Source organism: Pseudomonas viridiflava (assembly GCF_900184295.1).
Classification (GTDB): Bacteria; Pseudomonadota; Gammaproteobacteria; order Pseudomonadales; family Pseudomonadaceae; genus Aquipseudomonas; species Aquipseudomonas viridiflava.
The window spans coordinates 2,357,085-2,380,449 of the sequence record NZ_LT855380.1; the positions used below are offsets into that span (position 1 = coordinate 2,357,085).

General features: G+C 57.8%; 25 protein-coding genes and 1 tRNA gene. 19 read left to right on the forward strand and 7 right to left on the reverse strand.

Features of this window, described 5'->3' with window-relative positions; translation table 11 throughout:
• The first annotated feature begins 1 nt into the window (after position 1).
• The 3 genes from rbsK to CFBP1590_RS10890 are packed head-to-tail and all read left to right on the forward strand — an operon-like array spanning position 2 to position 2,389.
• Positions 2 to 922, forward strand: a complete 921-nt coding sequence (gene rbsK / locus CFBP1590_RS10880; RefSeq protein ID WP_029243696.1) for a ribokinase — start codon at positions 2 to 4, stop codon at positions 920 to 922.
• Positions 919 to 1,323, forward strand: a complete 405-nt coding sequence (gene rbsD, locus CFBP1590_RS10885; protein ID WP_004886940.1) for a D-ribose pyranase — start codon at positions 919 to 921, stop codon at positions 1,321 to 1,323. Before rbsK ends, rbsD begins: the two co-directional genes overlap by 4 nt.
• A gap of 40 nt (positions 1,324 to 1,363) precedes the next feature.
• The gene (locus CFBP1590_RS10890; RefSeq protein ID WP_088234997.1) at positions 1,364 to 2,389 is read left to right on the forward strand and encodes a nucleoside hydrolase; all 1,026 of its coding nucleotides are present in this window, start codon (positions 1,364 to 1,366) and stop codon (positions 2,387 to 2,389) included.
• 22 nt (positions 2,390 to 2,411) lie between these two features.
• On the opposite strand, the gene CFBP1590_RS10895 is transcribed toward CFBP1590_RS10890, so the two are convergent.
• On the reverse strand, positions 2,412 to 2,606 hold the full coding sequence (locus tag CFBP1590_RS10895; protein WP_004886943.1) for a hypothetical protein: 195 nt from the start codon (positions 2,604 to 2,606) through the stop codon (positions 2,412 to 2,414).
• A gap of 312 nt (positions 2,607 to 2,918) precedes the next feature.
• Here CFBP1590_RS10895 and CFBP1590_RS10900 point away from each other — a divergent pair, with 312 nt between their 5' ends.
• Positions 2,919 to 3,254 carry an I78 family peptidase inhibitor gene (locus CFBP1590_RS10900; RefSeq protein WP_029243698.1) on the forward strand — a complete coding sequence of 112 codons (336 nt, stop codon included), beginning with the start codon at positions 2,919 to 2,921 and terminating at the stop codon, positions 3,252 to 3,254.
• A gap of 65 nt (positions 3,255 to 3,319) precedes the next feature.
• On the opposite strand, the gene CFBP1590_RS10905 is transcribed toward CFBP1590_RS10900, so the two are convergent.
• Both CFBP1590_RS10905 and CFBP1590_RS10910 read right to left on the reverse strand, forming a co-directional pair.
• Positions 3,320 to 3,532: a cold-shock protein gene (locus CFBP1590_RS10905; protein ID WP_004886948.1), complete on the reverse strand. Its 213-nt coding sequence runs from the start codon at positions 3,530 to 3,532 to the stop codon at positions 3,320 to 3,322.
• A gap of 293 nt (positions 3,533 to 3,825) precedes the next feature.
• Positions 3,826 to 4,134, reverse strand: coding sequence for a hypothetical protein (locus CFBP1590_RS10910; protein ID WP_004886950.1), 309 nt, complete (start codon positions 4,132 to 4,134; stop codon positions 3,826 to 3,828).
• A gap of 345 nt (positions 4,135 to 4,479) precedes the next feature.
• Here CFBP1590_RS10910 and thrS point away from each other — a divergent pair, with 345 nt between their 5' ends.
• From thrS to CFBP1590_RS10985, 15 genes are all read left to right on the forward strand, one after another.
• On the forward strand, positions 4,480 to 6,402 hold the full coding sequence (gene thrS, locus CFBP1590_RS10915; protein ID WP_025994994.1) for a threonine--tRNA ligase: 1,923 nt from the start codon (positions 4,480 to 4,482) through the stop codon (positions 6,400 to 6,402).
• Positions 6,402 to 6,953, forward strand: coding sequence for a translation initiation factor IF-3 (gene infC / locus CFBP1590_RS10920; RefSeq protein WP_170969009.1), 552 nt, complete (start codon positions 6,402 to 6,404; stop codon positions 6,951 to 6,953). Before thrS ends, infC begins: the two co-directional genes overlap by 1 nt.
• 60 nt (positions 6,954 to 7,013) lie before the next feature.
• Positions 7,014 to 7,208 carry a 50S ribosomal protein L35 gene (gene rpmI / locus CFBP1590_RS10925; protein ID WP_002553160.1) on the forward strand — a complete coding sequence of 65 codons (195 nt, stop codon included), beginning with the start codon at positions 7,014 to 7,016 and terminating at the stop codon, positions 7,206 to 7,208.
• A gap of 29 nt (positions 7,209 to 7,237) precedes the next feature.
• The gene (gene rplT / locus CFBP1590_RS10930; RefSeq protein WP_002553161.1) at positions 7,238 to 7,594 is read left to right on the forward strand and encodes a 50S ribosomal protein L20; all 357 of its coding nucleotides are present in this window, start codon (positions 7,238 to 7,240) and stop codon (positions 7,592 to 7,594) included.
• A gap of 104 nt (positions 7,595 to 7,698) precedes the next feature.
• Positions 7,699 to 8,715 carry a phenylalanine--tRNA ligase subunit alpha gene (gene pheS, locus CFBP1590_RS10935; RefSeq protein WP_004886956.1) on the forward strand — a complete coding sequence of 339 codons (1,017 nt, stop codon included), beginning with the start codon at positions 7,699 to 7,701 and terminating at the stop codon, positions 8,713 to 8,715.
• Positions 8,716 to 8,747: 32 nt separating this feature from the next.
• Positions 8,748 to 11,126: a phenylalanine--tRNA ligase subunit beta gene (gene pheT, locus CFBP1590_RS10940; protein ID WP_069143656.1), complete on the forward strand. Its 2,379-nt coding sequence runs from the start codon at positions 8,748 to 8,750 to the stop codon at positions 11,124 to 11,126.
• 3 nt (positions 11,127 to 11,129) lie between these two features.
• Entirely contained in the window at positions 11,130 to 11,432 is a 303-nt protein-coding gene (gene ihfA / locus CFBP1590_RS10945) for an integration host factor subunit alpha (protein WP_002553164.1), read from the forward strand.
• Entirely contained in the window at positions 11,413 to 11,769 is a 357-nt protein-coding gene (locus CFBP1590_RS10950; protein ID WP_029243700.1) for a MerR family transcriptional regulator, read from the forward strand. Before ihfA ends, CFBP1590_RS10950 begins: the two co-directional genes overlap by 20 nt.
• Before the next feature lie 88 nt (positions 11,770 to 11,857).
• Positions 11,858 to 11,934, forward strand: a tRNA-Pro gene (locus tag CFBP1590_RS10955).
• Between the two features lie 221 nt (positions 11,935 to 12,155).
• A complete protein-coding gene (locus CFBP1590_RS10960; RefSeq protein WP_088234998.1) occupies positions 12,156 to 12,413 on the forward strand; it encodes a DUF1652 domain-containing protein in 258 nt (85 codons plus the stop codon).
• Between the two features lie 1,849 nt (positions 12,414 to 14,262).
• On the forward strand, positions 14,263 to 14,784 hold the full coding sequence (tli1a, locus tag CFBP1590_RS10965; RefSeq protein WP_058431218.1) for a Tli1a family immunity protein: 522 nt from the start codon (positions 14,263 to 14,265) through the stop codon (positions 14,782 to 14,784).
• 67 nt (positions 14,785 to 14,851) lie between these two features.
• Positions 14,852 to 17,077: a Tle1 family T6SS lipase effector gene (locus CFBP1590_RS10970; protein ID WP_231991840.1), complete on the forward strand. Its 2,226-nt coding sequence runs from the start codon at positions 14,852 to 14,854 to the stop codon at positions 17,075 to 17,077.
• A gap of 28 nt (positions 17,078 to 17,105) precedes the next feature.
• Positions 17,106 to 17,636 (forward strand): Tli1a family immunity protein, encoded by a 531-nt coding sequence (gene tli1a, locus CFBP1590_RS10975; RefSeq protein ID WP_088234999.1) that lies wholly within the window; start codon positions 17,106 to 17,108, stop codon positions 17,634 to 17,636.
• Positions 17,637 to 17,713: 77 nt separating this feature from the next.
• Complete coding sequence (tli1a, locus tag CFBP1590_RS10980; protein ID WP_088235000.1) at positions 17,714 to 18,211, forward strand: Tli1a family immunity protein; 498 nt, start codon at positions 17,714 to 17,716, stop codon at positions 18,209 to 18,211.
• Positions 18,212 to 18,478: 267 nt separating this feature from the next.
• Positions 18,479 to 19,324: an OB-fold protein gene (locus CFBP1590_RS10985; protein ID WP_050575449.1), complete on the forward strand. Its 846-nt coding sequence runs from the start codon at positions 18,479 to 18,481 to the stop codon at positions 19,322 to 19,324.
• A 140-nt stretch (positions 19,325 to 19,464) separates the two neighbouring features.
• On the opposite strand, the gene CFBP1590_RS10990 is transcribed toward CFBP1590_RS10985, so the two are convergent.
• The 4 genes from CFBP1590_RS10990 to ureC all read right to left on the reverse strand — a co-directional run bounded on the left by CFBP1590_RS10990 (position 19,465) and on the right by ureC (position 23,365).
• On the reverse strand, positions 19,465 to 19,926 hold the full coding sequence (locus CFBP1590_RS10990) for a hypothetical protein (protein WP_088235001.1): 462 nt from the start codon (positions 19,924 to 19,926) through the stop codon (positions 19,465 to 19,467).
• Between the two features lie 188 nt (positions 19,927 to 20,114).
• Positions 20,115 to 20,972: an urease accessory protein UreD gene (locus CFBP1590_RS10995; RefSeq protein ID WP_088235002.1), complete on the reverse strand. Its 858-nt coding sequence runs from the start codon at positions 20,970 to 20,972 to the stop codon at positions 20,115 to 20,117.
• Entirely contained in the window at positions 20,969 to 21,628 is a 660-nt protein-coding gene (gene ureG, locus CFBP1590_RS11000; RefSeq protein WP_029243704.1) for an urease accessory protein UreG, read from the reverse strand. The genes CFBP1590_RS10995 and ureG overlap by 4 nt, the downstream gene beginning before the upstream one ends.
• A 24-nt stretch (positions 21,629 to 21,652) precedes the next feature.
• Positions 21,653 to 23,365: an urease subunit alpha gene (gene ureC, locus CFBP1590_RS11005; RefSeq protein WP_029243705.1), complete on the reverse strand. Its 1,713-nt coding sequence runs from the start codon at positions 23,363 to 23,365 to the stop codon at positions 21,653 to 21,655.

A 23,365-nucleotide genomic window follows, 5' to 3' on the forward strand; every position in this document is an offset into this window, starting at 1 on the left:
CATGCAAGCAAAAATAGTGATAGTGGGCAGTCTCAATATGGATCTGGTGATCCGTGCCCAGCGTCTGCCGCGCCCTGGCGAAACACTGATCGGAGACAGTTTCGCTACAGTTCCCGGTGGCAAGGGCGCCAACCAGGCGGTCGCCGCTGCACGTCTGGGTGCTGAGGTGGCAATGATCGGCTGTGTGGGCGCCGATGCTTACGGAGAGCAGTTGCGTGCTGCGCTGCTGGCCGAACGGATTGATTGCCAGGCGGTGACAGTGGTCGATGGCGTACCCACCGGCATTGCCTCGATCGTGGTCGACGCCAACAGCCAGAATGCAATCGTCATCGTCGCGGGCGGCAATGGTCAACTGACGCCTGCGCTGATCGAGCGCTTCGACCCACTGCTCGCAGGTTCGGACATTGTCATCTGTCAGCTCGAAGTCCCGACCGAGACGGTCTTCCACACCTTGTCGCGTGCCCGTGAGTTGGGCAAGACCGTCATTCTGAACCCGGCGCCAGCCAGTGAGCCGCTGCCCGCTCACTGGTACAGCCTGATCGATTACCTGATTCCCAACGAAAGCGAAGCCCAGGCATTGTCCGGGATCAGTGTCGACTCGCCAGCCTCTGCGCAACAGGCGGCTCTGGCGCTGCTGGCAGCCGGTGCACGTAACGTGATCATCACGCTTGGTGAGCAGGGGACGTTGTTCGCCAGTGCCGCTGGCGTCGAACATATTCCAACGCGTCGCGTTCAGGCCGTGGACACCACCGCTGCAGGTGATACCTTTGTCGGTGGTTTTGCAGCGGCGCTCGCCAGAGGGCAGAGCGAATCGCAGGCCATCCGCTTTGGTCAGGCTGCCGCAGCGCTGTCGGTCACCCGCGCAGGCGCGCAGCCGTCCATCCCGACGTTCGAGGAAGTACAAGGATTCAACCCGAGATGAAAAAAACACCGCTACTCAATATCGCCCTGTCGCGCGTGATCGCATCGCTGGGTCACGGCGATATCCTGATGATTGTTGACGCTGGCATGCCCGTGCCGCCCGGCGTCGAACTGATCGACCTGGCCCTGACCCGTGGCGTACCGGATTTCGTCAGCGTGCTGGATGTGGTGTTGAGCGAAATGCAGGTCGAAAGCCACGTGCTGGCAAATGAGATGGCTGAAATCAAGCCACCTGCGTTGCAGGTCATCGAGAGCCTGAACCTTGATGATCAATTGGGGCATCAGCGCTGGATCAGCCATGACGATCTGAAAATTCTGAGCCGCAAGGCCAAGGCCATCATCCGCACTGGCGAGTGCCAGCCCTACAGCAATGTGGCGCTGGTATCCGGGGTTGTGTTCTAGGTATTCAGCCTGAACACGTATTCATGACAGGGAGTTACACATGACGTTGACACAGTTTTCCAGACAACTCATTCGGGGAGCGCTGCTCTTGTCCATTCTCGGTGCGACAGCCGTTCAGGCCGTCGAAAAGCGTGACGTGATCATCGACACCGACCCGGGTGCCGACGATGTGGTCGCCTTGCTGCTGGCGTTGGCATCGCCTGAAGAACTCAATGTCATGGCGATCACCACCGTTGCCGGCAATGTGCGTCTGGACAAGACATCACGTAACGCCAGGCTCGCTCGCGAGTGGGCAGGCCGTGAGGAAGTGCCAGTGTATGCCGGTGCGCCCAAACCTCTGGTGCGTACGCCTATCTACGCTGAAAACGTGCATGGCAAGGAAGGCTTGCCCGGCGTACCGGTACACGAGCCGGCCAAAGGGTTGGCCCAAGGCAACGCCGTTGATTATCTGATTCAGACGCTCAGCAAGGCCAAGCCTCACAGCATTACCGTTGCAATGCTTGGCCCACAGACCAACCTTGCGCTCGCATTGGTGCAGGCACCGGAGATCACCCAGGGCATCAAGGAAGTGATCGTCATGGGGGGCGCGCACTTCAACGGCGGCAACATCACTCCGGTTGCCGAGTTCAACATCTTTGCCGATCCTCATGCGGCGCAGATCGTTCTGGCCAGCGGTGTGAAGCTGACCTACGTGCCGCTGGACGTGACTCACAAGATCCTGACCAGCGAGAAGCGTCTCCAGCAGATTGCCGCGCTGAACAATCAGGCTGGCAAGCTGGTGGAAGGTATTCTCAATGAATACGTCAAGCTGGATATGGAGCACTACGGTCTGCCGGGCGGCCCGATTCACGATGCCAGCGTCATCGCCTGGATGCTCAAACCCGAGCTGTTTTCGGGCAGGCAGATCAATATGGCGATCGACAGCCGTGAAGGCATTGGTTTCGGCCAGACCGTCGCGGACTGGAACGGCACGCTCAAGCAACCGCAAAACGTCTTCTGGGTCGAGGATGGCGACGCCCAGGGCTTCTTCGATCTGCTGACCGAGCGTCTGGCTCGATTGAAGTAACGCTGTCTGGAGTCGAACGCTGTCAGGCAGGCAGCTCTGTCGTCGCGTACCGGCTCCACACTTGAGTGATGAAGGCTCGGGCACCCTCGGTGCCCAGTTCCTTGATCAACAGATCGACAGCGATGATCACCAGCTCCTCCGGTGTGCCCGGGCTGTGCGAGCAGTGGCCTTGGGGCCATTTGGCCTTGATGTCCGCATCGATTGAAATCACTGTCATGTCCGTCTCGCCTTCAAGAAAGCACCGCATTGCTCAGGCCGCCGTGCATCGCCCTTTATCCCTATGGTCGGTTGCAGTAAACCATTGTGCGAGCCGTTTGACACTTCTACTTACGCATCATGAGCGCGATCTGACGTCCATTGAAAACATGTTGTGACGATTTGCGGGCGCATGGAAAAGCGGGGCGAGGCAGACTGCGCGCGCCTTGCAGACATCCTCGCTTACGAGTGGTGGCGATGACTGCAGTGCAACCAATGCGGCAAGGTGCGGTCGCACAAGGTCTGGAAAATGTTTATTGGCAAAGGAGGGTGTATGCCCTGGAAATTCGCAACATTGGGTTTTGTGGTCGTGACGTCGGTTCTGGCAGGGTGCAGCAGCACGCCTGATTCGGTGCCCGAGGCCACCAGCAAGACCGAGGCGCCCGCCGCCAGTAATACCGTGCCGGGCCGCTGTGATGCAGAGCCTGCACAATTTGCCATTGGCAAGCAGGCATCCATCGATTTGCTGACCCAGGTACGCAGCCGTTCCGGTTCCATGGATGCACGCATTCTGGGTCCCAACGATATGGTCACGCTTGAGTACCGCTCCGAGCGCGTCAACGTCAATACCGACGCCTCCGGCAAGGTGATCCGCATCAACTGCGGCTGAACCTTGCTCATTGCGCAGGCATAAAAAAACCCCGTCAATGACGGGGTTTTTTCAAATCAAGTGGATCAGTCCACTTTGACTTCTTCTGCCTGCATGCCTTTCTGGCCTTTAGCAGCAACGAAAGAAACGGTCTGGCCTTCTTTCAGGCTTTTGAAACCGTCGCTCTGGATTGCTTTGAAGTGTACGAACAGGTCGTCACCGCCACCTTGTGGAGTGATAAAGCCGAAGCCTTTTTCATCGTTGAACCATTTTACGGTGCCGGTTTGGCGATTAGACATGGTGTATCTCCAAGAACATAATTTTCAATAGCGTGCTGCTCAGGCCAACTGGGCACACCGGCCTATCATAGTCGAAATGTACGAAAAGACAGCTATTTAGGTGGGAACTTTGAGCGTCGCGCGTAGGTATGCAGACCGTCATATTCAGGAATGGCCGAATCGGCTTGCTGGCTGGCATTGATCCATGCGTACGAGGAGGGCGCTCAAAGCCCCGTTTTACGGGGCCTTGAATGGTATTGGCACTGACAGGATGGCGCGCAACGACAGGGCGTTTTTACACGCCCGGCCGGATATTAATTTTTTGCTTTAGTGCAGTTTTCGGTGACCAGTTTCTGCAGTTTCGAGGTCAATTCCGGGCTTGGCGCAGTGCCAGTATTGTTCAGTGACGCGATTTCCTTGTCGGAGAAATGGCTGTCCACCTGTTTGGCGCCGCAGTCGCAATGCGCCTTGGCGGTCTTGTCATCCAGGTTCTGTGCCTTCGCGGCACTGATGCACTCTTGAGTGAACGTGCTGCGAGTCGCTCCGTCCATCGCGGCCTGGGCGCCCAATGGGGCCAGAATTGCAGCGCAAGCGAGGAGTGCGGACAGGCGTGGAAGCTTCATGGTGTTCTCCTTTGCTGGGGAAATTCTTGCAGGTTGACGACTAGTTCTGACGGTCTGCGGACGTACCAGTTCAGGTGCTGTGGCGATTTCATCTTCATTTGTCATGAGGTGCGACTCGACGGCTGCACTGTGATAGGATGCGCGTCCTGTAAATTTCCAGCACCCTCTATTGGCTTTGTTTTCAGTCAGGTGCAGCAGGTTTTGTACACTCCAGTCATCTGGTCCGTTTCAAGGTTGGCCGCAAGGCTCCTGCCACTGTGAGGCAGGCGTACCACCGGATCACGTACTGGCTCATCCCAACCCACGTGACCTTTGGTAGGGGTCACCACTAGGAGAGGAGGCGCCATGCCAACTATTACTCTTCCCGACGGCAGTCAACGTTCTTTCGATCATGCGGTTTCCGTAGCCGATGTCGCGCTTTCAATTGGTGCGGGTCTGGCCAAGGCCACCGTGGCCGGCAAAGTCGACGGCAAGCTTGTCGACGCCTGCGACCTGATCGAAAACGATGCCAGCCTGCAGATCATCACCCCGAAGGATCAGGAAGGACTGGAAATCATCCGTCACTCTTGTGCTCACCTGGTAGGCCATGCCGTCAAGCAGTTGTACCCGACTGCAAAGATGGTCATCGGCCCGGTGATCGACGACGGCTTCTATTACGATATCGCCTACGAGCGCCCGTTCACGCCAGATGACATGGCGGCGATCGAGCAGCGCATGCAGCAGCTGATCGAAAAAGACTACGACGTCATCAAGAAAGTGACCCCGCGCGCCGAAGTGATCGAGGTGTTCACCGCTCGTCACGAAGACTACAAGCTGCGTCTGGTCGAAGACATGCCGAACGAGCAGGCCATGGGCCTGTATTATCACGAAGAATATGTCGACATGTGCCGCGGTCCGCACGTGCCGAACACCCGCTTCCTGAAGTCCTTCAAGCTGACCAAGCTGTCCGGTGCCTACTGGCGCGGCGATGCCAAGAACGAGCAGTTACAGCGCGTCTACGGCACCGCATGGGCTGACAAGAAGCAACTGGCGGCCTACATCCAGCGTATCGAAGAGGCCGAAAAACGCGACCATCGCAAGATCGGCAAGCGTCTGGGCCTGTTCCATACCCAGGAAGAAGCGCCGGGCATGGTGTTCTGGCACCCCCAGGGCTGGACCCTGTATCAGGTGCTCGAGCAGTACATGCGCAAGGTTCAGCACGAAAACGGCTATCTTGAAATCAAGACGCCGCAAGTGGTTGATCGCTCGCTGTGGGAAAAGTCCGGCCACTGGGCCAACTACGCCGACAACATGTTCACCACAGAGTCCGAGAGCCGCGACTACGCCATCAAGCCCATGAACTGCCCTTGCCACGTGCAGGTGTTCAATCAGGGTCTGAAGAGCTACCGCGAGCTGCCGATGCGTCTGGCCGAGTTCGGTGCCTGCCACCGAAATGAGCCGTCAGGTGCCTTGCATGGCATCATGCGTGTACGTGGCTTCACTCAGGACGACGCGCACATCTTCTGCACCGAAGAGCAGATGCAGTCCGAGTCCGCAGCCTTCATCAAGCTGACCCTGGATGTCTATGCCGATTTCGGCTTCAAGGACATCGAGCTCAAGCTGTCCACTCGCCCTGAAAAGCGCGTCGGCTCCGATGAGTTGTGGGATCGTGCAGAATCGGCTTTGGCCGCAGCACTCGACAGCGCAGGTCTGCCTTATGACCTGCAGCCGGGCGAGGGTGCGTTCTACGGTCCGAAGATCGAGTTCTCTCTGAAAGACTGTCTCGGCCGTGTCTGGCAGTGCGGCACCTTGCAGCTGGACTTCAACCTGCCGATCCGTCTCAGTGCCGAGTACGTTTCGGAAGACAACAGCCGCAAGAGTCCGGTCATGCTGCACCGTGCAATCCTTGGTTCGTTCGAGCGTTTCATCGGTATTCTGATCGAACACTACGAAGGTGCGTTCCCGGCTTGGCTGGCGCCGACTCAGGCAGTGATCATGAATATCACTGACAAACAGGCCGATTTTGCCCTCGAAGTCGAAAAAACCTTGGCCCAAAGCGGGTTTCGTGCCAAGTCCGACTTGAGAAATGAAAAGATCGGCTTTAAAATCCGTGAGCATACTTTGCTCAAGGTTCCTTATCTCCTTGTGATAGGAGATCGGGAGGTTGAAATGCAAACTGTCGCTGTGCGGACACGCGAAGGCGCTGACCTCGGCTCGATGCCGGTCGCCCAATTCGCTGAATTCCTCGCACAAGCGGTTTCCCGGCGTGGTCGCCAAGATTCGGAGTAATTATTATTAAGCGTGAAATGAGACAAGATAAACGAGCTGCACCCAAGGCCCCGATCAATGAGAATATCTCGGCCCGCGAGGTTCGGTTAATTGGCGCTGACGGCGAGCAGATTGGCATCGTCTCGATTGATGAAGCGCTTCGTATAGCGGAAGAGTCGAAGCTGGATCTGGTAGAGATTTCTGCCGACGCAGTACCTCCTGTCTGCCGTGTGATGGATTACGGCAAGTCGATCTTCGAGAAGAAGAAGCAGGTCGCTGCAGCGAAGAAAAACCAGAAGCAGATCCAGGTTAAAGAAATCAAGTTTCGTCCAGGGACGGAGGAAGGGGATTACCAGGTAAAACTGCGCAACCTGGTACGTTTCCTGAGTGACGGGGACAGGGCCAAGGTATCGTTGAGATTCCGCGGTCGTGAGATGGCCCACCAGGAGCTGGGTATGGAATTGTTGAAGCGGGTTGAAGGTGACCTTCTCGAATACGGTTCCGTCGAACAGCATCCTAAGATGGAAGGACGCCAGCTGATCATGGTCATCGCCCCGAAAAAGAAGAAGTAACCACCAGGGCACGGCAGGCCTTGCGGTTATGTTTATCAACTGAATGCGGAGTATCCGAACATGCCAAAGATGAAGACTAAAAGTGGTGCAGCTAAGCGGTTTCTGAAAACTGCTAACGGCATCAAGCACAAACACGCTTTCAAGAGCCACATCCTGACCAAAATGTCGACAAAGCGTAAGCGTCAACTGCGCGGAAGCAGCCTGCTGCATCCGTCCGACGTGGCAAAAGTCGAGCGCATGCTGCGCCTTCGTTAATTTTGATCAAGATATAGAGGAAGTAACTCATGGCTCGTGTTAAGCGTGGCGTCATTGCCCGTAAGCGTCACAAGAAAATTCTGAAACTTGCAAAAGGCTACTACGGCGCGCGTTCACGCGTATTCCGTGTTGCCAAGCAAGCGGTAATCAAGGCAGGCCAATACGCCTACCGTGACCGTCGTCAGAAAAAACGTCAGTTCCGCGCTCTGTGGATCGCTCGTATCAACGCTGGTGCTCGTGTTAACGGTCTGTCCTACAGCCGTTTCATTGCCGGCCTGAAAAAAGCGTCCATCGAGATCGACCGTAAGGTTCTGGCTGATCTGGCAGTGAACGAAAAAGCGGCGTTTGCTGCGATTGTCGAGAAAGCTAAAGCCACTTTGGCCTAAGTCCCCGACAATCACTGGCCCCGGTTTTCCGGGGTCGGTGTTGAACGTCATAAATAGGGGAAGAGCCTTCAGCTCTTCCCCTATTTCGTATCTGGAGTCTGTACATGGAAAACCTGGACGCGCTGGTCTCTCAAGCTCTTGAGGCTGTGCAAAGCGCCGAAGATATCAATGCCCTGGAGCAAATCCGGGTTCACTACCTCGGCAAGAAAGGCGAGTTGACTCAGGTGATGAAGACCCTGGGGAACCTGCCTGCTGAAGAGCGTCCGCAAGTCGGTGCGCTGATCAACGTTGCCAAGGAACGTGTCACAGAGGTCCTCAATGCACGCAAGGCATCGTTTGAGCAGGCAGAACTGACTGCCAGACTCGCGGCCGAATGCATCGACGTGACCCTGCCGGGCCGCGGTCAGACCTCTGGTGGTCTGCACCCGATCACCCGCACTCTGGAGCGGATCGAACAATTCTTCACTCACATTGGCTACGGCATCGCCGAAGGCCCTGAGGTCGAAGACGATTACCACAACTTCGAGGCGCTCAACATCCCTGGCCACCACCCGGCGCGGGCGATGCATGACACCTTCTATTTCAATGCGAACATGCTGTTGCGTACCCACACCTCCCCGGTGCAGGTGCGGACCATGGAATCGAAGCAGCCGCCGATCCGGATCGTTTGTCCGGGCCGTGTCTATCGCTGCGACTCGGATATCACCCACTCGCCGATGTTCCACCAGATCGAAGGTTTGCTGGTTGACCGTGATATCAATTTCGCGGACCTGAAAGGCACCATCGAAGAATTCCTGCGCGTGTTCTTCGAGAAAGAGCTGGCCGTTCGCTTCCGTCCTTCGTTCTTCCCGTTCACCGAACCATCGGCGGAAGTCGACATGGAATGCGTGATGTGCAGCGGCAAAGGCTGCCGTGTCTGCAAGCAGACCGGCTGGCTGGAAGTCATGGGCTGCGGCATGGTCCACCCGAACGTGCTGCGCATGTCCGGTATCGATCCTGAAGAGTTTCAGGGCTTTGCATTCGGCATGGGCGTTGAACGTCTGGCCATGCTGCGTTACGGCGTCAATGATTTGCGCCTGTTCTTCGACAACGACTTGCGGTTCCTCGCGCAATTTCGCTAGGTCGCACGTAACGAATCTTTCAGGAGAGCAGGATGAAATTCAGTGAACAATGGCTGCGCGGCTGGGTAAGCCCGCAGGTTTCCCGCGACGAGCTGGTTGCTCGTCTGTCGATGGCCGGTCTTGAGGTTGACAGCGTCACGCTGGCCGCCGGCGTCTTCACCGGTGTCGTGGTCGGCGAGGTGCTGAGCACCGAGCAACACCCTGATGCCGACAAACTGCGTGTTTGCCAGGTCAGCAATGGCACGGAGACTTTCCAGGTCGTCTGCGGCGCGCCCAATGTGCGCCCGGGCCTGAAGATCCCGTTCGCCATGATCGGTGCCGAGCTGCCGGGCGATTTCAAGATCAAGAAAGCCAAGCTGCGTGGCGTCGAGTCCAACGGCATGCTGTGCTCCGCCGCCGAATTGCAGGCCGGCGAGGGCAATGATGGCTTGATGGAACTGGCTGCTGATGCGCCGGTGGGTCAGGACATTCGTGTCTATCTGGGGCTGGACGATGCAAGTATCGAGGTCGATCTGACCCCGAACCGTGGCGACTGCCTGTCGGTTGCCGGTCTGGCCCGTGAAGTCGGCGCGCTCTATGCCGCTGAAGTCACGCGTCCACAGGTGGCAACCGTTGCTGCCGTGCATGATGAAGTTCGCCCTGTGGAAGTGCTGGCACCTGCGGCTTGCCCACGCTATCTGGGCCGCGTCATCCGCAACGTCGACCTGTCTCGTCCGACCCCATTGTGGATGGTAGAGCGCCTGCGTCGTTCCGACGTGCGCAGCATCGACGCTGCGGTCGACATCACCAACTACGTGATGCTGGAACTGGGTCAGCCGCTGCATGCATTCGATCTGGCCGAAATCAACGGCGGGATTCGCGTACGCATGGCCGAGGAGGGCGAGAAGCTCGTTCTGCTCGATGGTCAGGAAGTCAGCCTGCGTGCCGACACCCTGGTCATTGCCGACCACCAGCGCGCGCTGGCTATTGCCGGTGTCATGGGTGGCGAACACAGCGGCGTGACCGCTGGCACGCGCGACATTTTCCTGGAAAGTGCCTTCTTCGACACCATCTCGGTGGCTGGCAAGGCGCGCTCCTATGGTCTGCACACCGACGCATCCCATCGTTACGAGCGCGGTGTTGACTGGCAACTGGCTCGCGAAGCGATGGAGCGGGCAACCGGTCTGCTGCTGGAAATCACGGGTGGCGAAGCCGGTCCTGTGACCGAAGTGGTCAGCGAACAGCACTTGCCGTCCGTGGCTCCAGTGACATTGCGCGCGAGCCGCGTCGAGCAAATGCTCGGTCTGGTGATCGAGAATGCCGAAATCGAACGCCTGCTCAAGGCGCTGGGTCTGGGTGTCTCGGCCGAAGCGAATGGTCAGTGGCATGTCACCGTGCCAAGTCATCGTTTCGACATCAGCCTCGAAGTCGACCTGATCGAAGAGCTGGCGCGTCTCTATGGCTACAACCGTCTGCCGGTTCGTTACCCGCAGGCCCGTCTGGCACCGCAGGCCAAGGCCGAAGCCCAGGGCGATCTGCCTGAGCTGCGCCGTCTGCTGGTTGCACGTGGCTATCAGGAGGCGATCACCTACAGCTTCATCGATCCCAAGTGGTTCGAACTGTTCACGCCAGGCGTCAAGCCGCTGTTGCTCGCTAATCCGATCTCCAATGACATGGCCGCCATGCGCGCCTCGCTCTGGCCGGGTCTGGTCAAGGCGTTGCAGCACAACCTCAACCGTCAGCAGGATCGTGTGCGGATGTTCGAAAGTGGCCTGCGTTTCGTCGGGCAACTGGAAGGTCTGAAGCAAGAGCCGATGCTGGCTGGCGTGGTATGTGGCAGCCGCCTTCCGGAAGGCTGGGCGCAAGGCCGTGACGCTGTCGATTTCTTCGACGTGAAAGCCGATGTGGAAGCCGTATTGGGCTTCGCTGGCGCACTGGGCGATTTCAGCTTCACGCCGGGCGAGCATCCTGCGCTTCATCCGGGCCAGACCGCGCGTATCCTGCGCGATGGTCGTGAAGTCGGTTTCCTGGGCGCAATTCACCCTGAGCTGTCGAAGAACTTGGGTCTGGATCGTCCGGTGTTCGTTTTCGAGCTGGTTCTGGGTGAGGTCGCCAAAGGCCGTCTGCCAAAATTCCACGAGCTGTCGCGCTTCCCTGAAGTGCGTCGTGACCTGGCACTTCTGGCCGATCGGGATGTCTCTTCCAGTGCGGTAATGGACGTTATTCGTGAAAATGCAGGCGAATGGCTCACAGACCTCAGGCTATTTGATGTTTATCAGGGTAAAGGCATTGATCCGCATAGAAAAAGCCTTGCGGTCGGCTTGACCTGGCAGCATCCATCGCGCACTCTTAATGACGATGAGGTCAACGCAACGACACTTGCCATCCTCACCTCACTTGAGGAGAGGTTAAACGCCACATTAAGGAAGTAGCGTATGGGGGCTCTGACGAAAGCTGAAATGGCCGAACGTCTGTACGAAGAGCTGGGCCTGAATAAACGAGAAGCCAAGGAATTGGTGGAGCTGTTCTTCGAGGAAATCAGGCACGCTCTGGAAGACAACGAGCAGGTAAAACTGTCCGGTTTCGGCAATTTCGACCTGCGAGACAAACGCCAGCGGCCTGGGAGAAATCCCAAGACCGGCGAAGAAATTCCGATCACGGCACGCCGTGTGGTCACCTTTCGTCCAGGGCAGAAGTTGAAGGCCCGAGTTGAGGCATATGCTGGAACCAAGTCATAACGACGAGCTGCCGCCGATTCCTGGCAAACGCTACTTCACCATCGGTGAGGTGAGCGAGCTCTGCGCGGTGAAACCGCACGTTTTGCGCTATTGGGAACAGGAATTTCCTCAGCTCAACCCCGTAAAACGCCGCGGAAACCGTCGGTATTATCAGCGCCAGGATGTGCTGATGATCCGCCAGATCCGCGGCTTGCTATACGACCAGGGCTTTACCATCGGAGGAGCGCGTCTGCGCCTTACCAACGGTGAAGTCAAGGACGATACCCAGCAGTACAAGCAGATGATCCGGCAGATGATTGCCGAGCTGGAAGACGTGCTGGTCATGCTCAAGTCGTAACCGAGCCCACCAGATACTTCCATAATTCAAAAGCTTAGGGTATATTCCTCGAAGTTTTCGCAACACGCGAAACAGTTTCACGCCTAGTCGGGGCGTAGCGCAGTCCGGTAGCGCACTAGCATGGGGTGCTAGGGGTCGAGTGTTCGAATCACTCCGTCCCGACCATATTTTTCAATGATTGAGCCCAGCCTTTTCAGGTTGGGCTTTTTCATGTGCGGGACTTTTGCAGGGGATAGGCCTGTGGTGATTCAGCCTCTTTGCGCATCAATAAGCGCGAGTAAGGCAAGCAATATAATCCCTGGTTTCGAATCTGCCGATGACCGGCAACCAATGAGTCTGGCAATCGTCTATTCTCGGTGAAACGATTTTGTCAGGTGGAATACAAGATGTTTTCAAAGTCCGATCTCCAACGAGTCCTTGAGACCGCTTTTTTGCCCTCCAAGTGTGAATGCGTCATGGGGGCGAACGAAACCTTTTCGGTCAAGCTTCTCCATCCCGAAACAGGTGAGCTTCAGTTGTATGTCACGGGGATGCCGCTGTCCGACCTGGCCACCAGCCGGTCCATCGCAAAACTGGTGCTCTCACTGAAAGAGCAGAGAGACCTGATGGGGCAGATGGAGTTGTCGATGAAGCGCTTGGCTTAGGGCAGAGCGGAAAAGCCCGGCGCCGTGCCGGGCTCGTCTTACTTACAGGTGCCGCCCTTGTGGTGCGAACCTGTTCCCCCAGTCGGATGTGTGCCCTTGGGGCAGGCTGACGCAGAGACTGAAACGATTGAAAGTAGAGCGATAAGTCCGGCTACAGCTATCTTTTTTTTCATGATGCCTCCTTGCACTGCGGAATGCAGTACAAGTCTATCGGCGCTGATGGTGCCTTCTTAATGAGTTTTTCATTTATTGGCCAGCATCCCTTTACACCTTTAAATCCCACGTGCCTTTTTGGCATTCTGCCGCGCGGAAGTGTGCTTTAGTAAAGGTTCTCCACAACTCTATCGCCAGCCGAGTCATTGCAGTCTTCATGTGATTCAAAGCGATCACAGCACTTTGAGTATTGGCAGAATATAGAGAGATTTTCGTGCTCCCACCGCTAGACACATTGCTTCAGGTCTTCTGTCTGCTGTGACGACTTGGTCATGTCGATGATGGTCAGGTACTGATCGGAATCATGTATGACAAGTGTTGCGCGTCGTCTTGGCGTTTAGCCCGGCAAAAAAGATGGGACGGGCTTACTCGCTTTTTCATGCCTGCTGTTTTGATATTGAATGTACTTCGGGGCCGAAAACTTCGAGCGCTTCGATGACACTTTCAGCTCGGCAGCGTGACAACATCTGATTGCTATCGTCAGAAGCAAGTACTGGCTCCGACCGCTATGCCCTGTGGCGGTGACTGCGCTGACTTGTCGTTTGGAATCTTTGAAATAGTCCTTTGTTTTTTCCGCAAAGGCTTTAACAGCGTCCTTTACGTCGGAATGGATGCGGAGCTCTCGAACGGCAAGTCATTCATCCACAGCAGCCTTGATGATATTCCGACGGTCACGTGTATTAGCGTGGTGGCATAGGTTTTGAAAAGATCGAGCAGATGCTTCAGTGGCCCTTCGTTATTCATTTTCCGAGTCGTGGCGAGTTGCTATACCTTTTCCTGTCTAAAAGCTATCAGATGTAATGAAGGGCGGGCTGTCAGTGAATTTGCCATAAGTGGTTAATGCTGTCAGTACGCAACGACTGAGGTTTTACGGCCCGGTCCATTGTTACGCGAAGTAGTGCCATTTATCAGTGCTGTATATACCATGATCAAACTGTTGGTCAGAAATTTCTCTGTTATATAAATAGTTCAAGTGTGTAGAGACTCAGTGGCGGTTCGTGTTCTCATAAAGCGGTTTGTAGGAGGCTTCTTAAAATCGCTTAAGAAATTTCCCTGTCTTTATTTTGGGCTGGTAAAAATTATTTAAAGTGGTTCACTGTAGCCAGGAAACACAGAGATTTACATGTTGCCATGTGCCTGATGGTCTTTAAAAGAGTTACACGCGGCTTGGCCATGCCGCGCTTGCTGTTTGATCCCAGGTCCAATCTGTACTCCCGCAAGTGAACGGGGGCATCCCGAAGGATGTCGCTTCATTAAAGATGTCTGCGCCGAATGGCGCTGATTTGGTGCTCAAAAAAAGATCAATTTATAAGTAATAGTTGTCTTCATTCAATCAAAGTCCAGATACGGCCACGTCGTTTTTCGGAGGTGTAAGCGTGCTCAGCAGTTTGAAAGGCTTTTCCGACAACAGTCGGCGGACGGTGTGTAAGAAACGTTGATGAACCACCAGTGGTCAGTCTAGCCCATGCACCGCCACCGCAATGCAATGCCGAGCAGCACTTTTAGGCGTGCTACAGGGCAATGCTCTATGCCACCCGGGCCGGACTGATCTTCACGCCCCAGCGCGAAGCCCACACCCTTGAACGGTTGCGCCATTACCTCGCGCCCATTGCGACGAACACAGGAAGTGAATGTTATGACCCTAACCAGGAGCGGCCGCTATAGCGTCGCCCGGCTCGGCGTATGTGTGGGCGTATTGCTCGCACAGGGCGCGCAGGCCAGCACCCTTGAAGCCATCAACCACACCCACTGGGCGATCAACCGCTTCAGCGTCGATGGCCGTTCGGGTATCGACATCATCGGTCCGTATCAGGGCGGTGGGGGCGGTTGCTGTTATGTCGCGCCGTCGCGCTGGGAGCCGGGGATGACGGTGCGGGTTGATTGGGAGACTGGAGTTGGTAGCACCGAGGATTTTCCGGGCACTGGTGATTGGCCAAAGTTTTTAGCATGGGAAAAAGCAATAAAAGCCCAAAAACGCCGACACACCAAAACAGTCCCCGTCCCCGACTACACCGGCCAGAACGTCTGTGGCCTCACCGTGCATTTCCTGCCCTGCGATGAACTTCAGGTCACGACGTCCTGTTACGCCTACGGCAGCCCCGAATACCCGATCAAGACCGCGCTGCACTTGCCGGAGCCTCAGTCATGTCCGAAGTGAACCATGCCAGCGTCTGTCTGCCACCGCCGTTTCCGTTGGAAGGCCGTCTGCCGCGTAATGCCTGCAGGTGCAGAGAAACCTCCTGCGCCAGTGCGAACAGGAACGGGACTATCACGATGCGCTGTGCCTCGCGGCCGGGGCTCGGGTCACCCGACCGTGCTGCAAGACCCTGCACATCAGCCTGTTCTTCGATGGCACCGGCAATAACCTGAACAACGACCTGTACGAGTCCGCCACGCCGCACCCGACCAATATCGCCCGGCTGTTTCGCGCCACCATCGGGGACGGGTACGCCGGGGGCACCGGGCACAGCGACAAGGCCCGGCACCTGACGGACGCGGCGGGTGTCGGGTATGGCCAGTACTTCAAGTACTACATGCCCGGCGTCGGCACGTCATTTGCGGAGGTGGGCGATCTGGATTACTCCACGGCCGGGCTGGCCGGTGCCTGGTTCGGTGAGGAGCGGGTCAACTGGGGCTTGCTGATGCTCATCGATGCGCTGCGCCGTTCACTGGGCCTGCCTCGGCAGGACAATGCCAGCCTGAAAGCGGCGGTGCAGGCGATGGGCACGTTGCCAGGGATGGGCTTCATCAAGGGCCAGGCCAACCGTGCAGCGGTCTTCCGCAAACAGCTCAAGGCCATTGAAAAGCCCTTGCGCCTTGCGCTGGCTCAACCCAACCCCGGTGCGTCAAAGCTGCTGGGCCTCAGGCTGTATGTCTATGGGTTTTCCCGGGGGGCCTCCGCTGCGCGGGCGTTCGTCAGCTGGTTGAACGAACTGATGCGGTATCAGCCGTTTCTGAAGCTGGACGATCTGGAACTCCCGTTAAGCGTGCAGTACCTGGGGCTGCTGGACACCGTGGCTTCGGTCGGCATCACCGACATTCTGCCGGGCGCGGACGGGCACATGGCCTGGGCCGATGGCAATCAGGAGCTGCCGGGGGGCGGGCTGGTCAAGCGTTGCCTGCACCTGACGGCGGGTTTCGAGCAGCGTCTGTGTTTTCCGCTGGAGTCGATACGCCGCGAGAGTGGCAGTTACCCGGTGAACAGTGAGGAAGTGATCTATCCGGGCGTGCATTCGGATTTGGGTGGAGGGTATCCGCCCGGGGATCAGGGGAAGGCGAACGGCGAAAACGATCAACTGCTGTTGTCGCAAATTCCGTTAAATGACTTATATGCTGACGCCTTCGCACATGGCGCACCGTTCAAAGTTCCAAAAAATATTTTACCAGTCGAATTACGCCATGAACTTTGGCGGGCAATGGCGCCTGAAGTTGTTTTAGAGCTCATTGTTGCACCAACTTTAGTGAATCGCTTCAACGCTTGGCGTCAAGTAACCCTGGGTCTGCCCCCTGTCACCCAACCACTGCCTGTTGAGCAGATCGAACACTATCAACCTCTGTCATCCACCACCACCCTGGAACAAGCGGCACGCTCTCAACTGGGCTGGATCACTGCCTGGCGTATCGATCGGTATGCCTTCGCCAGCCTGAAGCAGCAAACGTTCTACCTGCAGGCGACCGATACCGAAGCCGACCCCGCCGCACGCAAGCGCGCCGAGGCTGAGCGGAACCGGAAACAGGCCGCCGTCAAAACACGGCGCAAGGAGCAACTGGCCCTTGAGCGTACCGGTCGAGTGCCGCCGAGGCCGCTGGAACCCGGCGTCAAGGACTTCGATGCCGACATGGGCCAGACCCAGCTGCGCGAAGCCGCCGAGGAGTTCGGGGTGGCCTGTCGTGACCCCGATCACCTGGCTTCAAGCCTGAGCCGACTGCTGCCGGCAAACGCTCCGCCCGAGGTGGTTCTGCGCATCATCACCGCTGACGCTCGGGTCGAGTGCCGACAGATGAAAGCGGCCGGGCGCGCCAGGGTAAGCGAACTGTTTCCGGCACCGGGGCCTTGGCACAACCATGCCGACGAAAACAACCGGGGCTCCGTCAACGAAACCGTCAATGCCACCCAGCCGACGGGGCTGTTGCGGGCGCTGCTCGACGAACAGGTGCACGACTCCCGGGCGTGGTTCCTCTATTCCTTCGGGCGAGAGCCGATGGGCAGCTATTTCCGCGAGCGCATGGTGTTCTTCGGTGAAGCGAGTAGACGGGAGCTGGCGCTGAATCACGAGACGCGGAAAGCGTTGCTCGCCGCCGGTACGCCTTTTCCTGTTTCGACACCTGCCGTTGCCCCTCGACCGCCAGCCATGGATGCGCAACGCCTCGCCGAGGTTCACGAAGCCATCAATGCGAGCTGGGACGCCTATTACGCGAAGCTTGGCGAGGTGAACAATGCGCCTTCCTGAGCCCGTTTTTAAGACATCTGCTCCAGGAATGAAGACTCTGTCGAGGCTCAATTCCTGCCGTGGGCCGATCACGGCACTTTGTGGCCTGATCGGGGCCTTGCTTGTGCAAAATGCTATGGCCAGCACCCTTGAAGCCATCAACCACACCCACTGGGCCATCAACCGGTTCAGCGTCGATGGCCGTTCGGGTATCGACATCATCGGTCCGTATCAGGGCGGTGGGGGCGGTTGTTGTTATGTCGCGCCAACTCATTGGCAGCCGGGGACGACTGTGCGTGTTGATTGGGAGAGCGGTATGGCCTACTCCTACGATAATCCTGGTCTGTCTGATGAGGCTAAGTACGATGCATGGCTAGATAAAATTGATTCCCAAAAACGCCAACACACCAAAACAGTCCCCGTCCCCGACTACACCGGGCAGAACGTCTGTGGCCTCACCGTGCATTTCCTGCCTTGCGATGAACTTCAGGTCACGACGTCCTGCTACGCCTACGGCAGCCCCGAATACCCGATCAAGACCCCGTTGCACCTGCCGGAGCCTCAGTCATGTCCAAAATAAGACAGATCAGCCTCCGGTTGTCTCGGCCATGTCTGCGGCAAAGCCGTTCGCTCCTTGCCGGGGGCGTTTCCTGCCAGATGCTCATGACGGCACTGTGCGGCGTGGCCGGAGTCGCGCTCGCACAGGGCGCGCAGGCCAGTACCCTTGAAGCCATCAACCACACCCACTGGGCGATCAACCGATTCAGCGTCGATGGCCGTTCGGGTATCGACATCATCGGTCCGTATCAGGGGGGCGGGGGCGGTTGCTGCTATGTCGCGCCGTCGCGCTGGGAGCCGGGGATGACGGTGCGGGTTGATTGGGAGACTGGTGTCGCTTATGCATCCGACTCTCCTGGCTACGCCGACTGGCCCAGATACTTAACTTGGGTTGAAAAAATCAATGCCCAAAAACGCCAACACACCAAAACAGTCCCCGTCCCCGACTACACCAACCAGAACGTCTGCGGCCTCACCGTGCATTTCCTGCCCTGTGATGAACTTCAGGTCACGACGTCCTGCTACGCCTACGGCAGCCCCGAATACCCGATCAAGACCCCGTTGCAACTGCCGGAGCCTCAGTCATGTCCGAAGTGAAGCCAGCCGATGCAGGTCCGTCTGCCGGCTCCCGGCGGCTTGAACCACACAGAAGTCGCCGTGGCAGATCGGTACGGTTGGGTATACCGGCCTGCTCCACTTGTGCAAGGAATGCATGTAACTGGCGTATCGCAGTCATGATTTCGAGATGAAGAAGTACCGCCGCAAAACGGCGCTCGAATGGCTGGTGGATGCCACTCGGCCACAGAACCTGACGCTTGAACCTGATGTGGCCTGAGTATCTCGCAGCGGTCAGGATCGCGTCAGATGATCAGATGCATCACACCAGATTTTCCCCTTGTCAATGCGCGCGCAAACCTGGAATTCGAAAAAACCTATCAAGTTCAAGCGATTACAGTCGATACCCTACGCACCGTTAGTCAGTGGCAATTTGGTACAGATCTGTTCAGGATGCCGCGTTATTTGATCGTCATGGAAAGCGAAATGAACGAAATGAAAGTCCCGTCTTCACCCCGCAAGGTCGGAATCATTCTGGGAATCCTGATTGCGCTGATGCCTCAGTTCTTCGCCTGGCTGCTGCTGCGTAAAGGGCATACAAAAAAAGCCAGGCTGATTGGCTTCGGGTGGATGGCGCTCTGGATGATTATTTCCCTGGTCTTACACAAGCCTGCCAATCGTGATTCATCAGCTTCCGTTGCTCCGGCCGTTGCCGTAGCCCCCGCAGCGTCGCCCGCAACCCCTGCTGAAGTTGCTCCTGTTCTTGCGACAGCCCCAGCTCCAGCCCCGGCTCCAGCGGCCAAACCTGTCGCTCAGGCAACTGCCGAACCCGTTGCAGAACCTGTAAAAGCCTACACGGCCCTACAAGTATCGACCGGGTACGATGAAAATACCGTAGCGGCGGACATGCTGTACAAAGACAAGCGCGTGCAAGTGACCGGTCGCATCCTGGACATAAATACCGACTTCATGGGGTATCCGTACCTGATATTGGCTGGACACAACAGGATGCTGGCGCCGCAGTTCAAGTTCGGCAAGTCTCACTTGTCATCGATTGCGGCGCTGAAGAAGGGGGCAGAGGTTTCTGTTGTCTGTACGGGGACTGGCGACTTGGCCAAGACGCCGATGTTCAAGGACTGTGTGTTTCCAAAGTAAACACGAGTCACCGGGTCAAACGTGAAAGACCTCACCACCACTCGCCTCATAAAACGTGCATCAAACGAAAAAGCCCATCCTGAGATGGGCTTTTTCATGTCCAGCGAGTTTCACACGTTCTGCGGCAACGCTTTTACCGGCTACTGAACAACAATGATTTTTTTAGGCTGACACATCAGCAATGAACTGCCATCCGGCATTTCCAGAATGATGCCGTAGGCCCCTGTGTCCAGGCCAGACAGATCGACAGTGAAATTGAAGCCCGTCTTGAGCAGTTTTTCGTTATTAAAGACTTTGACGATATCCGGCCGATCTACCTGAGCGGGCTTCTCGAAGGTATGAGGGGCGCCTTGCGCACCTGTGAGACGAAGCCTCAACTCAGTCGGTGACGCCTGTTTCTGCGTGTCAACGGCCCAGCCAGAGACCATGACCGTACCTCGCTTGACGTAGACGGTCGCGTCGCCTTTTCCGCCGATGGCGTCGACAAAGCATTTGTCTGTCGCAGACCGGTTGGCAGCTTTGCTTTCTTGCGTGTCGCCGCATCCTGCAAGCGAAGCCAGGCCGATAGCCATTGCAACAAATGCGGTAAGTTTTCTGTACATGAGGTTTCCTGAGAGCGGCATGGTGAAATTTTGCCAGTCAGTCGCTTGTCAGCCGACCGACGTTTCGCCTGATGAGAGGGCAATTCATACAGGTCGCTTGCACAGCGCCCGTGAATAGAGGGTGCGCGATTATGGAGTGAGTGTCGGAATGTAACAAGATAGCTTTCCGAGGTTTCACAAACCAGGCCTCACTTGCGCCGCACCTGTGGCGCAACGCCTGTCAGATGCAGGCGGGCAGTCGCCCAGGCGAGGTGCAGGGCCTGGCGCAACACCATCGCATTAGTGCCCGTTATTCTCACCGATACCCCGCAATCACTCGGCAAGGCACTGACCCCCACGTAGCTGTCAGTTAGCCCGCGTAACGCCTCTCGCAACCCCGTCTTTATCTCTTCTAATGGCAGCCCGTGGCTGAGCAGCATGAAAGTGGCGACGGCTTCAAATGGGCCGCTGACACCCGGCAGGCGACGTTGCAGGTCTTCGCCGGTCAGGGCCAGCCTGTCTCCGGCCAAGAGCCGCCCAGCTGGGCAACGTACTTCAAGATCGGCGCGGTAATAGCTTGGCAGTCCGTCTGTGCCGTGGGGGGTGTGCACGCAGAATGCATCGCAGAGCAGGACGTGAGCGTCAGGGTGCAAGGTCACCAGCACCTGGCTGTGCAGGCGTGCCTGGGGGAACAGGATGGTTGCCATCGGCAGGTATTCGAGCAACGCGCCGGATTCGGCTACCAGCGCGACGGTCTGGCGTGCGGGTTGTTCGAGCATGCTGTGGACGATGGTTGCCGCGCCTGTGCTGACATGCACTTGCGTGTCGGCCTCGGCGTGCAGACGCAGATGCAAGTGCTCTCCGGCGAACAGTCCTCCCGAGCAGGATTGCAGATAGACCGCGGCCATGCCGGGTGGATCCTGTGGCAGTTTCAAGGTCCGGCCCAAGTGGAAGGGATAGCCCACTTCCTGACGCGAGACGTAGCTGATCCCCGACGGTGCTCTGCTGAAGCTGATCTGTGCGGCAGGGCGCGTCTGCACGGGCTCGATGGGTTGACGGGCGTTCATACTCGGTCGAACAGCACGGCACGGCTGATCGCCTCGACCACTGCATCGACGCCATCCCCGGTGCTGCAGTTGGTGAACAGCACGGGGCGGCCGTTGCGTGCGTCGGCAGATTCACGCCGCATGCGTGATAAATCGACGCCGACATAAGGCGCCAGATCGTATTTGTTGACCACCAGCAGATCGCAGCTCAGCACGCCAGGCCCTCGTTTGCGCGGAATATCATCACCGCCGGCAACGTCGATGACGAAGATCCAGTAATCCACCAGATCCAGTGAGAAGGTCGAAGCCAGGTTGTCGCCGCCAGATTCGATCAGCACCAGATCGAGGTTCTTGAAGTGCGCTTCCAGCTCATCGGCCATTTGCAGATTGAGTGTCGGGTCTTCCCGAATCGCTGTATGCGGGCATGCACCCGTTTCCACCGCGCGCACTCGCATCGGGTCGATCAGACCGCTGCGCTGCACGCGTTCGGCGTCCTCACGGGTTGCGAGGTCATTGGTGATGACGGCCAGTTCGATTCCGCGGGCGATGAAGCGTGGAATCAACTGTTCCAGCAGACGGGTCTTGCCCGAGCCAACCGGGCCACCGATGCCGACACGTGCAGCGCCGGGGTGAGGCTGTGAAGTGGACAGGGTTGGCGCATTCAATGGCAGATTCATGATCAGGCTCCTTCGCAAATGGGTTCAGCGCAGCATGTAGCGTTGAGCGAGCGGGACTTCGCTGACCGGATCACAGAACAGCCGCTCGCCGTCGGCGTACACGTCGAACGTTTGTGGGTCGACGCGAATGTCCGGGCAGGCATCGTTATGCAGCATGTCGGACTTGCGCAGGGTGCGGGTGCCGAACGCGGGCAGCAGCGCTTTCTTGAGGCCCAGTTTGCTGGCCGTGTCGGCTTCGACGGCCAGCCGGTTGACGAAGTTGACCGACAGCGCCTTGCTCGCTTCACCGAACGCGCCCCATTGCGGACGCATCACCAGCGGTTCGCAGGTGTAGAGCGAGGCGGCCGAGTCACCCATCACGCCGTGCACGATGAAACCGCCTTTGATCACCAGTTCCGGCTTGATACCGAAAAAGGCCGGCCGCCATATCACCAGATCGGCCAGCTTGCCCGGCTCCAGCGAGCCGATGTAGCTGTCGATGCCGAACACGCGCGCAGCGTTGATGGTGTACTTGGCGATGTAGCGTTTGATGCGCTCATTGTCGCCCAGCGCTGTGGCTTCTTCCGGCAGGCGACCGCGCTGATCCTTCATCTTCGACGCCAGTTGCCAGGTGCGGCAGATGACTTCGTTGATGCGCCCCATGCCTTGGCTGTCCGAGCCCAGAATCGAGATCGCGCCAGTGTCGTGGAGGATGTCTTCGGCAGCGATGGTCTGCGGCCTCACGCGGGATTCGGCGAACGCTACGTCTTCCGGCACGTCCGGATTGAGGTGGTGGCAGACCATGATCATGTCCAGGTGTTCGTCGAAGGTGTTGATCGTGTAAGGGTTGGTCGGGTTGGTGGAGGAGGGGATGCAGTTCGGCTTGCCCGCCACGCTGATGATGTCCGGCGCATGCCCGCCGCCCGCGCCTTCGGTGTGGTACATGTGGATGGTGCGATCGCCGATGGCGGCCAGGGTGTCTTCCAGAAAACCCGATTCGTTAAGCGTGTCAGTGTGCAGTTGCACCTGAAAGTCATATTCGTCGGCGACCTTCAGGCAGGTGTCGATCACCGCAGGCATCGCGCCCCAGTCCTCATGGATTTTCAGCCCCAGGCAGCCGCCGCGCAGTTGCCCGAGCAGTGATTCGGGCTTGCTCGAATTGCCGCGTCCGAGAAAGCCGAAGTTGATCGGCCAGTGCTCGGACGCCTGCAGCATCTTGCCCACGTTCCACTCGCCGCCGCAGTCGATGCCCACGGTGATCGGGCCCAGCGAGCCGCCGATCAAGGTGGTCAGTCCGGCCGCCAGCGCGTGGTCGCAGAGCTGCGCCGAGTCGAAATGCACGTGCACATCGATGCCGCCGGGGGTGACGATCAGGCCTTCGGCATCGCGCACGGTGGTGGCGACGCCGCAGATGAGTTTCGGGTGCACGCCGTCCATGATCTGCGGGTTGCCCGCCTTGCCGATGGCAACGATCTTGCCGTCCTTGATACCGATGTCGCCTTTGACGATGCCGATCACCGGATCGATGATCAGCGCGTTGCAGATCAACATGTCGAGGGCGCCGTCGTCGCTGTCGTGGCCCGGCATCAGGCCCATGCCATCGCGCAGGGTCTTGCCGCCGCCGTGCAGGCATTCGTCGCCGGGTACCGCGTGGTCGAACTCGACCTCGGCAAGCAGCGAGGTATCACCCAGCCGGACCGCGTCGCCCTTGGTGGGGCCGTACATCGCGGCGTATTCCTTGCGGGTCATCGTGGCCAT